The following is a 13,983-nucleotide window of genomic DNA, read 5'->3' on the forward strand; positions in this document are numbered from 1 at the left end:
CCGCCTGCGGGCGGGGTGCAGGCGGCGGGCCATCGGCGCCGAGGTCCGGAGCGTGGTCGGTGGCGCTCCGGCGGCCGGGGGTTCCAGTGAATCCGTCGGTCTGTTGCTTCGCGGGTCTCGCGGTCAGACTGCGGCCTTCTTCAGGCGTCGCCGCTCGCGTTCGGAGAGGCCGCCCCAGATACCGAACCGCTCGTCGTTGGACAGGGCGTACTCAAGGCATTCGGACCGGACTTCACAGGCGAGGCAGACCTTCTTGGCCTCGCGGGTCGATCCGCCCTTCTCGGGGAAGAAGGACTCGGGATCGGTCTGGGCGCACAGTGCGCGCTCCTGCCAGCCGAGTTCCTCGTCCGCGTCCTCGACCAGCAGTTGCTGGAACAGCTCGGTCATGTGCGCCCCTCGTCTGTCTCTTGCGTCCCCGTGATGCGGCCGTTATCGATTCGGCCGAACGACACGAGTGAAATTACAAGTGTGTGGATACGAGCCAGTCAAGCGGAGATCTGCTATTGGGCCCGGTATTCACTCTGCGGAACCAAGCCTATGCAGAAAGTGTGCAAATCACCAAAAAACTGACATATGCCACGGGCTTCATCACGTCCCCGCCCCTCACGGAGTGAGACTCCCGAGAGGGCGGCCGTGTTTCGATTCGATCACCGAAGCGATCAAGATCACAGTCGGGTCACGAGGTCCCTACGACGTTTGAGGGCGCCGTTGTTGCGCCACATCTCCGGCGCGACGAGTGCACAAACCTTTCCCCGACCGGAGCAACCGGATGGGGTGAATCATTACCGCCAAATCGGGCATCAGGTTGACAACGGGAGCTTTGCTCGGTTCCCTTGCTGTCATGCCAGCGACCTCCGTGATGCGCGTGACCCACCTCCGTGGGTTCCGCACCGCTGTCCAGGCTCGCTGTTGCTGTTCCAGCTGTCTCAGCTGTTGAGGCCTTCGCGCTCCAGCTAGTCGCAGCTCTTCTCCGGACCTCGACCCTTCTCCGGACCACCCCGTCGAACGGCTTCTCGGCGACGGCTGCCCGGTCCCTCCCCGGTCCTCGGTCCTCGCGACACCCCTGGATCTCTGCATCTGCACTCTTGCCCTGCACTCACTTGCCGAGGAACCACCGCACCCATGAACAGCAACAGCGACCTCCAGATCGCCGGCGACATCCTTGAGGTCCAGCACCTCCTCCGGCCCGCCCGCCAGCACCCCTCCACGGTGGCCGAGTTCGTCGGGCTCGCCCGCAGCATCGCCGCCGACCGCTCGCAGTGGGCGCCACTCGTCCAGTACGACGCGACCACGCGCTGGTACCACCGGCTCCGCACCGTTCCCCAAGCTCTCGGCTCCGCTCGAGCAGGGGAGACCCCACTCGGTTACGAGGTGTGGCTGCTCAGCTGGGTGCCCGGTCAGGGCAGCGGGCTGCACGACCACGGGCCGTCCTCCGGCGTACTGACCGTCCTAGAAGGCGAATTGACCGAGCGTACGGAGCGCGGCACGCGGTCGCTGAACTCCGGCGCGCAGCGCGTGTTCGCGCCCGGATACGTCCACGAAGTGGTCAACGACTCCCTCGAACCGGCCGTCAGCCTGCACATCTACTACCCGGGGCTCACCGAGATGCCCATGCACGCGGCACAGTGCGCCTCGGCGACTGCCGACGCCGTACACGTCTGACAGCAACGATCAGGCTGCGCCCGACAGTCCCACCCGCCGCCCACCACCACCCCGACAACGATCAGGCTGCGCCTGACAGACTGGTCTGCATGCGCATTGTGGTTCTGGCCGGCGGTATCGGTGGTGCTCGTTTTCTGCGTGGCCTCAAGCAGGCCGCGCCCGACGCGGACATCACGGTGATCGGCAACACCGGTGACGACATCCATCTGTTCGGGCTCAAGGTCTGCCCCGACCTCGACACCGTGATGTACACCCTCGGTGGGGGCATCAACGAGGAGCAGGGCTGGGGTCGTACCGACGAGAGCTTCCACGTCAAGGAGGAACTCGCGGCGTACGGCGTGGGACCCGAATGGTTCGGGCTCGGCGACCGTGACTTCGCGACCCACATCGTCCGTACGCAGATGCTGGGCGCCGGCTACCCGCTGAGCGCCGTCACCGAAGCCCTCTGTGCACGCTGGAGGCCCGGGGTCCGGCTGCTGCCGATGTCCGACGACCGGATCGAGACGCATGTCGCCGTCGACATCGACGGCGAACGAAAGGCGATCCACTTCCAGGAGTACTGGGTGAAGCTGCGCGCCTCGGTCCAGGCGCAGGCGATCGTGCCCGTCGGTGCCGAGCAGGCGAAGCCGGCGCCCGGGGTCCTGGAGGCCATCGCCGAAGCCGATGTCATCGTCTTCCCGCCGTCCAACCCCGTCGTCTCGGTCGGCACCATCCTCGCCGTGCCCGGGATCCGGGAGGCGATCGCCGAGGCCGGGGTGCCGGTCGTCGGCCTCTCCCCCATCGTCGGGGACGCGCCGGTACGCGGCATGGCGGACAAGGTGCTCGCCGCGGTCGGTGTGGAGTCCACGGCGGCCGCCGTCGCCCGGCACTACGGCTCCGGGCTGCTCGACGGCTGGCTCGTCGACACGGTGGACGCCGGCACGGTCGACGAGGTGGAGGCCGCCGGCATCCGCTGCCGCGCCGTGCCGCTGATGATGACCGACGTGGACGCAACCGCCGAGATGGCGAGGCAGGCGCTGGCGCTGGCCGAGGAGGTACGGGCGTGAGCGGCGCGGCGGCCGGTGGGGCCCCCTCGTACCGGGTGTGGGCGCTTCCCGGGATGCCCGAGGTACGGGCCGGTGACAACCTCGCGAAGCTGATCGCCGCCACCGAGCCGGGGCTGGTCGACGGTGACGTCCTGCTCGTCACCTCGAAGATCGTCTCCAAGGCGGAGGGCCGGATCGCCGAAGCCACCGACCGGGAGGCGGCGATCGACGCCGAGACCGTACGGGTGGTGGCGCGCCGCGGCACGCTGCGGATCGTCGAGAACCGGCAGGGCCTGGTCATGGCAGCGGCCGGGGTCGACGCCTCGAACACCCCCGCCGGGACGGTGCTGCTGCTCCCCGAGGACCCGGACGCCTCCGCGCGGACGATCCGGGACGGGCTGCGGGACACCCTCGGCGTCGAGGTCGGGGTCCTGATCACGGACACCTTCGGGCGGCCGTGGCGCAACGGGCTGACCGACGTCGCCATCGGGGCGTCCGGAGTCCGGGTGCTGGACGATCTGCGGGGCGGGACGGACGCGCACGGCAATCCGCTGAGCGCCACCGTGGTCGCCACCGCGGACGAGCTCGCCGCTGCCGGTGACCTGGTCAAGGGCAAGGCGGAGGGGTTGCCGGTCGCGATCGTACGGGGGCTCTCGCATGTGGTGGACCCGGCGGCCGCGGAGGCGGGGGCCCGGGCGATGGTGCGGGTCGCCGCCGAGGACATGTTCCGGCTCGGGACGTCCGAGGCGGTACGGGAAGCGGTGACGCTGCGGCGTACGGTCCGGGAGTTCACGGACGAGCCCGTGGACCCGGCGGCGGTACGGCGTGCCGTGGCCGCGGCGGTGACGGCGCCGGCGCCGCATCACACGACACCGTGGCGGTTCGTGCTCCTGGAGTCCGAGGACTCGCGGATCCGGCTGCTCGACGCGATGCGGGATGCATGGATCGCGGATCTGCGGCGCGACGGCAAGAGCGAGGAGTCGATCGCCAAGCGGGTGCGGCGGGGCGATGTGCTGCGCCGGGCGCCGTATCTGGCGGTGCCGTGCCTGGTGATGGATGGCGCCCATACATACGGGGACACACGGCGCGACGCTGCGGAGCGCGAGATGTTCGTGGTCGCGGCGGGGGCGGGCGTCCAGAACTTCCTGGTGGCGCTGGCCGGTGAGCAGCTCGGTTCGGCGTGGGTGTCGTCGACGATGTTCTGCCGCGATGTGGTGCGTGAGGTGCTGGACCTGCCTGCGGAGTGGGATCCGTTGGGTGCGGTGGCGGTCGGGCGTCCGGCGGTTGCGCCGGTGGCCCGGGCGGAGCGGAGTGCGGAGGGGTTCGTCGCGGTGCGGTGAGGTGGGCCGGGGTGGGTTTCCCCCGCCTGCCCCTTCCCGGGACCCGGGGGCGACTCCGGAGCTCCTTCGTCCTCGATCGCCGGACGGGCTCGAAGGCGACACGGCTGATCGTGGACTGCGGGGCCGCGTCGGGTGTTTGAGGACGCCTCAGAGGCGGGCGATGTCGCCTCTTGTCATGCGCGGAGCTCTGCGGGACGGGGTGTGGCCCGAGAGCAGGATGAGGCGTGTGGCTCGGTGGCGCTGGCCCTCGTAGGGGGTCAGGAGCGTCAGCATTTCCGCGTCGTCGGCGTTTCTGTTGCCTGCCAGGGCGTACCCGATGATGCCGGGGAGATGGAGGTCGCCCACGGTCACCGCGTCGGGGGCGCCGTTGGCTCGTTGGAGGGTTTCCGCCGAGGTCCAGGGGCCGATGCCGGGAATCAGTTCCAAGCGGGCAGTCGCCTCGGCGAGGGGCATTGTCGCCGCCTCCTCCAGGCGGCGGGCGACTCGTACCGCGCGCAGGATCGTGGCCGAGCGCTTGGCGTCGACGCCGGCGCGGTGCCATTCCCAGGACGGGATCAGCGACCAGGTGCGCGGGTCCGGCATGACGTGCAGGCCGTGCGTGCCGAAGAGGGTCGCTGCCGGACCGGGGGCCGGAGTGCCGTACGTACGGACCAGGAGGCGCCAGGCGCGGTAGGCCTCGTCGGTGGTGACCTTCTGTTCCAGGATCGACGGGATCAGCGACTCCAGCACCAGACCGGTGCGCAGCAGGCGCAGTCCGGGGCGGTGGTGCCGGGCCGCGGCGACCAGGCGGTGGCGGGGGCGGAATGCTTCCGGGTCGTCCTCCGCGCCGAGCAGGGTCGGGAGCTGGTCCAGCAGCCAGGACGCGCCGGGACCCCAGGCCGTCGCCTCGATCCGGCCGCCCCGGTCGATGGTGTGGAGCGTGCCGGGGCCTGCCGGGGTGCGGGTGGCCCGCCAGACCGAGCCGTCCCGGTCGATGCGGAACGTGGGGTCGGCGGGGCCTCGGCGCAGCGGGCCGAGGACGAGGCGCAGGTCGAGCGGGCCCGGCGGGGTCCAGTCCCGGGTCAGTGCCTCCGGTGCCGGACCGGTCGGCACCTGGCGTGGGACGGGCGTGCGCGGGGCGTTGCGGTGAGCGAATCGTCCGGCCACGGGTGAGGTCCTCGGTCGTCGGGGGTGCCTATCGAGGGTACGCGCCGCAGCGCGCCCGTCATTCGTCCGACGAGAAACGGACCGACGCGTCCGGCAGGACCGCACCGCACCAGACGCGGACGCCGTCACGCAGTTCGTTGTCGGCGCCGACGTGGGCACCGTCGCCGATGACAGCGCCCACCAGGACCGTACGGCTGCCGATCCGCGCACCAGCTCCGACCAGGGAGTCCGTGATCACAGCGCCGGGTTCGACGACCGCTCCGGCCAGTACCGCGGAGCCGTCGATCCGGGCGGCCTCGCCGATCAGGGCGCCCTCGGAGATGACCGTACCGCCGGTGAGTTTGGCGTCGGCGGCGACGGATGCGGTCGGCAGGACGAGCCGGTCGCCGCATCGGCCGGGGACGGCCGGGGACGGGGCGCGGCCGAGGACCAGGTCGGCGGAGCCGCGTACGAATGCCTGCGGCGTGCCGAGGTCCAGCCAGTACGTGGAGTCGACCATGCCCTGGAGGTGCGCGCCGGAGGCGAGCAGTCCGGGGAAGGTCTCGCGCTCCACGGAGACCGGTCGATCGGCCGGGATCGTGTCGATGACCGAGCGGCGGAAGATGTACGCCCCCGCGTTGATCTGGTCGGTGACGATCTCCTCGGGCGTCTGCGGCTTCTCCAGGAACGCGGTGACCCTGCCCGTGGAGTCCGTCGGTACGAGTCCGAAGGCGCGGGGGTCCTCGACCCGGGTGAGGTGGAGCGAGACATCCGCGCCCGAGGTGGCGTGCGAGGTGACCAGCGCCCGGATGTCGAGGCCGGTGAGGATGTCGCCGTTGAAGATGAGCACGGGTTCGTCCGGGCCCGAGGTGAGACGGGACGCCACGTTGCGGATGGCTCCACCGGTGCCGAGCGGTTCGCGTTCGGTGACGTACTCGATGTGCAGGCCGAGCGACGAGCCGTCGCCGAAGTACGGTTCGAAGACCTCCGCCAGGTACGAGGTCGCGAGCACGATGTGCTCGACCCCGGCGGCCCGCGCCCGCGCCAGTTGGTGCATGAGGAACGGGACACCTGCCGCCGGAACCATGGGCTTCGGAGTGTGCACCGTGAGCGGGCGCAGCCGGGTGCCCCTGCCACCGACCAGGAGAATCGCTTCTTTTGCCTCTGTCACGGCACGTCTCTGCTTCCTGCTGGGGCCGGGCCTGGTTTTGGCTCGCCAGTTTATGCAGACCGGCCGGTTCATCACCGTCCGGCAGCCCCGCAGCAGACCGCAGCGGTGGGTCGTCAGCGGCCTTGCAGCTGGGCGGAGCTGGTCCGGGCCGTGCCGAGCTTCTCGTAGAGGCGTGCTCCCGGACATTCGGTGACGAAGCCGTCCCGATGACCGGAGATCACCTTGAGTGTGACCTTCGCTCCCTTCTGGAACCGGTTGCCGCCGCCGGAGACGAGCGTGGTGCTGCCACTGGGGTCGGCGCCGAACAGGCCGAGCTTCCAGGCGGTGAGCTTGGCGACGGCGTCCACCACCGCGGTGGGCGGCTTGGACGTGGTGAAGGTTCCGAGCACCGCAATGCCCATGGTGTCGGCGTTGAAACCGAGAGTGTGCGCGCCCTGGACGGCCTTCGTCACGCCTCCGGCGCGTCCTTCGTAGATATTTCCGCACTTGTCGACGGCGAAGTTGTAGCCGATGTCGCGCCAGCCGCTGCTCGTGACGTGGTAGCGGTAGATACCGCGAAGGACCGAGGCCGCTTGCGAACACGTGTAGCTGTTGCCCGTGGCGGTGTGGTGGATGAAGGCGGCCTTGACGGACTTCGTGTACACGAAGGCGCTCTCGCGGAGCGTCTCGTCGGCGCCCCAGCCCTTGCGGGTGATGATGCTCGGGCGGGGGCCGATGTACGGCTTGGCGCCGGGGGCGACGTCGTCCTCGGCCTCGCTCTCCGCCTCGGTCTGCGCCTTGCTCAGCGCGGGGAGAACCAGGGCTTCGGAGGACGGGGCGCGACTGTCCCCGCCGTCGGCTGCGGCTCCCGGGCCGGCAGCGGGGAGTTGTTGAGGGTCCTTGCCCGGGTCGACGAGTTCGAGCCGCAGTCCGTCGGGCAGCGGGACGCTGGCGCCGCTGCCCCCGTCCCGTACGTCGGTCACCTCAGGGCTTACCCGGACCTCGACGCCGTCGGAGTCGCCGACCCAGAGCGGAGCGGTGGAGCCGCGGACATTCCCGGAGTCGCGCTCGGCGGTGCCGGGGTCGGCGCCGTGCTCGGCGTTGTGGGTCTCCAGCTCCTGCCAGTCCGACCAGTGGGTGGTGCCGGTGGCACGGGTGCGGACCTGGACGGTGCCGTTGAGTTCCACGTCGGCGTCGTTCCAGACGACACCGACCAGGGAGAAGGGGCGGACGTCGCGTCGGGGCAGGCCTCGTTCGACGGTGGGGGCGTCGGTCGTCCGCGTCGACGCGGCGGGCAGCGGAGCAAGTGGCAGGGACTGGGTCGACCCGGACCCCTCGGTGGGGTCGGCGGTCTCGGTCTTTGCGGTGACGGTGGTGTCGGGGGCGGCGCCCGCGGGCGCGGCGAGCGGCAGTACGAGGGCTGCCGCGCAGGTGACACCCATGGCGGATGCAATGAAGGCACGCATACGAACGATCCTGGGCACAACCCAACAACTCCGGCTACCGGGATATCTCCGCCCAATTGACGAGCCGTCTGCCGAACCGGTGTATGCGACACCTGTGGCGCCCGGTCCCGTCCGGTGCCGCCGCGTACCCTTGCGCGGATGAACGCCAGCGACCGCACCCCTGCCGACCTGCTGCGTTCCGCGCTCGCCGCGGACCCGGCCCGCCCCATGGTCACTTTCTACGACGACGCCACCGGAGAACGGGTCGAACTGTCGGTGGCCACCTTCGCCAATTGGGTGGCCAAGACAGCCAATCTGCTGCAGGGCGACCTGGCCGCGGAACCCGGCGACCGGCTCGCCCTCCTGCTGCCCGCGCACTGGCAGTCCGCGGTCTGGCTGCTCGCCTGTTCCTCGGTCGGAGTCGTCGCCGATGTGCAGGGTGACCCCGCCGCCGCCGACCTCGTCGTGACCGGTCCGGACACGCTCGACGCGGCACGCGCCTGCCGCGGCGAGCGCATCGCTCTGGCCCTGCGTCCACTGGGCGGACGGTTCCCCCAGCCACCCGAGGGCTTCGCGGACTATGCCGTGGAGGTGCCGAGCCAGGGTGACCGGTTCGCGCCGTTCGCACCGGTGGACCCGGACGCGCCCGCGCTGACCGTCGGCGGTGTCACGCTGACGTCGGAGCAACTGGTCGCGCGCGCCCGCGAGGACGGTGCGGAGCGGGGTCTGACGCCCGGGTCACGGCTGCTGACGGGGCACACCTACGACACCTGGGAAGGGCTCAGTGCCGGGCTGTACGCACCGCTGGCCACCGGGGGCTCGGTGGTGCTGTGCCGGCACCTGGACCGGCTGGACGAGGACGGGCTCGCCAAGCGCATCGAGAGTGAGCGGGTCACCAACACCGCAACATGACAGGCGCCCTGAGGGCCACTCGTCCGGCCGACAGCGGGCCGAGCCCCCGGGCCTGCGGATCAACTCCGGTACATCATCGGCGGTACAGGTCCGGCGGATCATGGCCGGACGCCCCCGACCGAGGCACAACCAAGCGTGGGGTTCAGCCGTCTACTCCTGCGACCGGCGGCCCAGCGCGCTGCCGAACGTGAAGGATGGACGCAGACGTGACCGAAAGCGCCGGCACGCCGCCGGACCCCGACCGCTCGGCCGCGGACAAGGACGAGGCCGCGTCGAGGGGTGGGTCGCAGGACGGGCCTCAGGACAACTCGCAGGACGGGCCGGGCGGGGAAGCCTCCCGAGTGCGGTGGTGGGACGACGCCACCCCCGCCCGGCGCAGGCACCGCTGGCTGCGCTGGGCGGCGCTCGCCGCCTCGTTCTTCGTCCTGGTGGCCGCGGGCGTCGGCTGGTGGCTGTACAAGAAGCTCGACAGCAACATCAGGACGGACACGTCCGCGGTCGCCGAACTGCGCGCGTACGAGAAGGAGCGCCCCGCGTCCGTCGTGCACGACGCGGAGAACATCCTGATCATCGGCTCCGACAGCCGCGCCGGTGACAACCGGGAGTACGGCCGCGACTACGGCGGCAGCCAGCGCTCGGACACCACGATCCTGCTGCATCTCCCAGCGGACCGTAAGAGCGCCACCGCGATGTCCCTCCCGCGCGATCTGATGACGGACATCCCCAGTTGCCGCACATCGGACGGGAAGCGGACCCGTAAGCAATTCGCCCAGTTCAACTGGGCCTTCGAGTTCGGCGGCACCGCCTGCACGATCCGTACGGTCGAGCGGATGACCGGCATCCGCATAGACCACTACGTGGTCGTCGACTTCAACGGCTTCAAGGACATGGTCGACGCGGTGGACGGTGTCGAGGTCTGCCTCAAGGAACCGATCGACGACCCCGACGCGCATCTGAAGCTGCGCGCGGGACGCCAGAAACTCGACGGCGAGGAGGCGCTGGGCTACGTACGGGCCCGCAAGTCCCTCGGCAACGGGAGCGACACCGACCGGATGGACCGCCAGCAACGTTTCCTCGGCGCACTGGTGAACAAGATGCAGAGCGACGGCGTCCTGCTCAACCCGACCCGCCTCTATCCGGTGCTGGACGCGGCCACCAAGTCGCTGACCACCGACCCCGGCCTGGACAGCCTCAAGGACCTGTACGCGCTGGTGCGCGGCGTGCGCAACGTGCCGACCGACAAGGTGCAGTTCCTGACCGTGCCACGGCAGCCGTACGCCGCCGACCCGAACCGGGACGAACTCGTCCAACCGGACGCGACCAAGCTCTTCGAGCGGCTGCGTCAGGACACCCCCGTCACGGTGGTCCCCGCGGACGAACTGGCACGCAGGAAGGACGGGAATGGAGACCCCTCGGAGTCCACGAGCCCGACCCCCACACCCACCTATTCGGGCAACAACGCGGCCGCGGACCTGTGCAAGCAGTAAAGCAATGGCCAAGGAGATGTCGACGATCGGCGTGCAATGAGCAGAATGACCAGTTGTAAGGTCCGTGGAATTTGTCACGCCCGTCGCTTGACGCCGAACTTGGCGGATAGTGTGACGCGATCCGGTGCTACCGGCCGTCAGGTCGCGCACTGCTGGAGCGAAAGATCGAGCGCCTTTCCGGGGGAGGCGCCTCGCGTGGCACCGACGGAGGACTCAAACAACCGTGGATGCGCAAAGCCGTGGGCGGGCGGACGAAATCGATCCCGCAGACCAATGGGTTCTCAACCCGCAGACCGGCGATTACGAATTGCGACTGACCCAATCCGGAGGGGATTCGAGGCGCAGGCCGAACCCTCCGGGGCAGCGTGGCTCCAGGAGTGCCGGTGCGGTTCGTGAGGGCGGTGGTGAACGCAGAAGCGGTGCGCGTGGTGGCGGGCGCGGCAGCGGGCCGCGCCGCGAGGTGCCGACACAGCGTGGCCGTCGTACGGCCAATGACCCGCGCGGGCCGGAAGGCTCCGGTCCGGAAACCGCGGGCCGGCGCAAGCGCAAGCAGCCCAAGGCCCGCCGCAAGAAGGCGCTCATCTGGACGGGCGGCGTGATGGCCTTCGTGCTCGTCGGCCTCTCGGCCGGCGCCTACGCGCTGTACCAGCACTTCAACAGCAACCTGAACACTGTCGACATCGGTGACGCCGGCAACAAGGACGTCACCTCCGACGGCCCCCTCAACATCCTGATCATCGGTACCGACAAGCGGACCGGTAAGGGCAATGAGGGGTACGGCGACAAGGGCAGCGCCGGTCACGCCGACACCAACATCCTCTTCCACGTCTCCAAGGACCGGACCAACGCGACGGCGCTGAGCATCCCCCGCGATCTGATCACCAACATCCCGGACTGCGAGACCACGCAGCCGGACGGCACGAAGAAGGTCGTTCCGGGGACGCAGGGCGTCCGGTTCAACATCAGCCTGGGCCAGGAAGGACGCGACCCGGGCTGCACCATGCGTACGGTCGAGGAGATCACCGGAGTGCGGCCCGACCACTTCATGATGGTCGACTTCAACGCGGTGAAAGAACTGTCCACGGCGGTCGGCGGCGTCAAGGTCTGCCTGGCCAAACCGGTCAAGGACAAGGACTCTCACCTGGACCTGCCGGCCGGTGAGAGCAAGGTCCAGGGCGAGGACGCGCTCGCCTTCGTCCGCACCCGGCACAGCTTCGGCAACCAGAGCGACCTGGACCGGATCAAGGTGCAGCAGCAGTTCATCGGCTCGATGATCCGGCAGATGAAGTCGGACGACACCCTGACCAGCCCGACCAAGCTGTACAAGCTGGCGAACGCGGCGACCAAGGCGCTCACGGTCGACAAGGCCATCGGCTCGGGGACGAAGCTGGTGTCGCTCGCCAAGGAGCTCAGCAAGGTCGACACCAAGAACATCACCTTCGTGACGGTCCCGGTGCTGGACAACCCGGCCGAGAAGGTCCACGCCACGGTGGTGCTCAACACCGCCAAGTCCGACCCGCTGTTCGCGATGATGCGCGAGGACACCTCGCTGACCGAGGTGAACAAGCAGAAGAAGGCCGCCAAGAGCAAGCAGGACGCGCTGCTCAAGGGGACCAAGGCCGCTGCCGCCGACGTACGTGTCGATGTCCTCAACGGCGGTGACCGGCCGGGTGCCGCGCAGGAGACGGTCACGTGGCTGCAGAACGACCAGGGCGTACTCAAGTCCACCAACAAGGCCAACGCCCCGGCGAAGATCTCCAAGACGACGCTCGAGTACGCCCCCAACCAGGCGGACCAGGCCCGCGCACTCGCCGCCATGATGGGGCTGCCCGGCTCGGCCCTGAAGCAGGGCACCACCGACGCCGAGGGGCTTCAGGCGATGGTCCTGACCCTGGGCGCGGACTTCAAGGGCGCGGGTGTGCCCATCACCGGACCGACAAAGGCGCCGGCAGACATACCGCTAGCAAACGCCGCCAAGGCAGAGTGCGCGAAGTGACACCGGGTCACTGCGCCATTCCACGAGTCTGAGCAGCAGGGGGGTCCCGGTGGGACGGAGCAGCACATCCGGGGAGGGGACGCGACCACGCGTCCGGCATACCGGCCAACTCGGCCGGGACGACGACCTGTACACGGACGGCCCGGCCGCGGGCCGGGACGGCCGGGGTGCCGGCGCGGACCGGGAGGGACCGGGTCACGGCGGGCGCCGCCGCGGCACGTCGCGCCGGCGCGGGAAACGCGGAAAACGCCGCATACTGCGCTGGGTCGCGTACGTACTCGCGCTGGTCATACTCGGCACCGGCGCCGCCGGTTATCTCTGGTACCAGCACCTGAACAGCAATCTCCGCAAGGGGCATCGCAGCGCCGGGAACAACGCGGCGAAGAAGACCGCCCCGAACGCCGCGGGTCAGACCCCGCTGAACATCTTGCTGATCGGCTCGGACAGTCGTAATTCCAAGGAGAATCTGAAGCTCGGCGGCTCGAAGGCGAGTGTCGGCGCCAAGCCGCTGGCCGATGTGCAGATGCTGCTCCATGTATCGGCCGACCGGAAGAACGCCTCGGTCGTCAGCATTCCGCGTGATACGCGCGTCGACATCCCGAAGTGCGTGGACCCCGACACCGACCAGGAGTACCAGGCCACCAACGCGCTCATCAACGAGTCGCTCGGCCGTGGCGGCCCGGGCTGCACGCTGGACACCTGGGAGCAGCTGACCGGGGTCTACATCGACCACTGGGTGATGGTCGACTTCGCCGGTGTGGTCGCCATGGCCGACGCCGTGGGCGGCGCCGATGTGTGCGTCAAGGACAACGTCTACGACAGCCCCAAGCCCAGGGTTTCCGGCGGCTCCTATCTGAAGCTGACCAAGGGCACGCACAAGGTCAAGGGCAAGCAGGCGCTGCAGTGGCTGCGTACCCGGCACGCCTTCGAGAGCGACATCGGCCGGGCGAAGGCCCAGCACATGTACTTGAATTCGGTCATCCGTGAGCTGAAGAGCCAGAACGCCTTCACCGACACCGGGCGGCTGATGGATCTCGCCGAGACGGGGACCAGGTCGCTCCAGGTCTCGGAGGAGATCGGCTCGGTGAAGAAGCTGTTCGATCTCGGTATGCAGCTCAAGAACGTACCGATGGACAAGATCAACATGCTGACCATGCCGCGGATCGCGGATTCGCAGGACGACAACCACGTGCTGCCGAAGCCGGGCGCCGCCGACAAGCTCTGGGCGCTGCTGCGGGACGACCAGTCGCTCGACCCGAAGGACCGCAAGAAGTCCGGGACGAAGGGCGGGTCCGGGACGAAGGACAAGAGCCCGACGGTGGCCGCGGCCGCGCCCGACGCTCTCGACCTCACGGTGGTCAACGGCACTGCGGCCGACGGTCAGGTCGCCACCGGCGGCAGGGCGGCGGACGTCCGGGACATCCTCAGGTCCAAGGGCTTCACCAAGGCCACCGCGTCGACCACACCCGGATCGGCGCTGACCACCGTGGTGACGTACCCGAAGAACTCCGGGGCCCAGGGCAAGTCCGATGCGCTCTCGATCGCGGAGGCGCTCTCCTTGCCGACCAGCGCGGTGAAGGTGGCGGCCGCCGTCGACACGCTGACTCTCACGGTCGGCTCGGACTGGCGGACCGGGGCGACGTACCCGAAGGAGGCAGCCGGGGACGACGACCCGCTGGAAGGGACCGAGGCGGTCAACGGGTCCGAGGAGGACGCCTGCATGGACGTCTACTGGCCGTACCGGTTCTAGTGCCTTGACCGGCAATGTTTGCCCCATGAGGAGCGCCGTCCGGTGCGTGTGATCGCAAGGCGGCCGGAAGTCCTTGGATGGGGTCTCCCCT

At 69.5% G+C, this 13,983-nt stretch carries 11 protein-coding genes; 7 read left to right on the plus strand and 4 right to left on the minus strand.

Annotated features, from left to right (window positions below; genetic code table 11):
* Positions 1–123 precede the first annotated feature (123 nt).
* Positions 124–387 carry a WhiB family transcriptional regulator gene (locus ACFU6I_RS44815; RefSeq protein WP_030927001.1) on the minus strand — a complete coding sequence of 88 codons (264 nt, stop codon included), beginning with the start codon at positions 385–387 and terminating at the stop codon, positions 124–126.
* Between the two features lie 735 nt (positions 388–1,122).
* On the opposite strand from ACFU6I_RS44815, the gene ACFU6I_RS44820 reads away from it, so the two are divergent.
* The 3 genes from ACFU6I_RS44820 to ACFU6I_RS44830 all read left to right on the plus strand — a co-directional run bounded on the left by ACFU6I_RS44820 (position 1,123) and on the right by ACFU6I_RS44830 (position 4,027).
* A complete protein-coding gene (locus ACFU6I_RS44820) occupies positions 1,123–1,662 on the plus strand; it encodes a cysteine dioxygenase (RefSeq protein ID WP_384379204.1) in 540 nt (179 codons plus the stop codon).
* Positions 1,663–1,751: 89 nt separating this feature from the next.
* Positions 1,752–2,708 carry a 2-phospho-L-lactate transferase gene (gene cofD / locus ACFU6I_RS44825; protein WP_384379207.1) on the plus strand — a complete coding sequence of 319 codons (957 nt, stop codon included), beginning with the start codon at positions 1,752–1,754 and terminating at the stop codon, positions 2,706–2,708.
* Positions 2,705–4,027 (plus strand): coenzyme F420-0:L-glutamate ligase, encoded by a 1,323-nt coding sequence (locus ACFU6I_RS44830; RefSeq protein ID WP_384379210.1) that lies wholly within the window; start codon positions 2,705–2,707, stop codon positions 4,025–4,027. The genes cofD and ACFU6I_RS44830 overlap by 4 nt, the downstream gene beginning before the upstream one ends.
* A 147-nt stretch (positions 4,028–4,174) precedes the next feature.
* Here the strand turns inward: ACFU6I_RS44830 and ACFU6I_RS44835 are convergent, their stop codons facing one another.
* From ACFU6I_RS44835 to ACFU6I_RS44845, 3 genes are all read right to left on the minus strand, one after another.
* Positions 4,175–5,173, minus strand: coding sequence for a DNA-3-methyladenine glycosylase family protein (locus ACFU6I_RS44835; protein WP_384379213.1), 999 nt, complete (start codon positions 5,171–5,173; stop codon positions 4,175–4,177).
* Positions 5,174–5,231: 58 nt separating this feature from the next.
* Positions 5,232–6,323: a sugar phosphate nucleotidyltransferase gene (locus tag ACFU6I_RS44840; RefSeq protein WP_384379216.1), complete on the minus strand. Its 1,092-nt coding sequence runs from the start codon at positions 6,321–6,323 to the stop codon at positions 5,232–5,234.
* A 113-nt stretch (positions 6,324–6,436) separates the two neighbouring features.
* Positions 6,437–7,768, minus strand: coding sequence for a peptidoglycan recognition protein (locus ACFU6I_RS44845; RefSeq protein ID WP_384379219.1), 1,332 nt, complete (start codon positions 7,766–7,768; stop codon positions 6,437–6,439).
* Between the two features lie 138 nt (positions 7,769–7,906).
* Between ACFU6I_RS44845 and ACFU6I_RS44850 the strand changes: the two genes are divergently transcribed.
* The 4 genes from ACFU6I_RS44850 (at position 7,907) to ACFU6I_RS44865 (ending at position 13,892) form a co-directional block, all read left to right on the plus strand.
* Positions 7,907–8,659, plus strand: a complete 753-nt coding sequence (locus ACFU6I_RS44850; protein WP_384379222.1) for a TIGR03089 family protein — start codon at positions 7,907–7,909, stop codon at positions 8,657–8,659.
* 206 nt (positions 8,660–8,865) lie between these two features.
* Entirely contained in the window at positions 8,866–10,146 is a 1,281-nt protein-coding gene (locus tag ACFU6I_RS44855; RefSeq protein WP_384379225.1) for an LCP family protein, read from the plus strand.
* Positions 10,147–10,369: 223 nt separating this feature from the next.
* The gene (locus ACFU6I_RS44860; RefSeq protein WP_384379228.1) at positions 10,370–12,142 is read left to right on the plus strand and encodes an LCP family protein; all 1,773 of its coding nucleotides are present in this window, start codon (positions 10,370–10,372) and stop codon (positions 12,140–12,142) included.
* A 49-nt stretch (positions 12,143–12,191) separates the two neighbouring features.
* Positions 12,192–13,892 (plus strand): LCP family protein, encoded by a 1,701-nt coding sequence (locus ACFU6I_RS44865; RefSeq protein ID WP_384379231.1) that lies wholly within the window; start codon positions 12,192–12,194, stop codon positions 13,890–13,892.
* The last annotated feature ends 91 nt before the right edge of the window (positions 13,893–13,983 follow it).

The organism is Streptomyces sp. NPDC057486, from assembly GCF_042802415.1.
Classification (GTDB): Bacteria; Actinomycetota; Actinomycetes; order Streptomycetales; family Streptomycetaceae; genus Streptomyces; species Streptomyces yanii.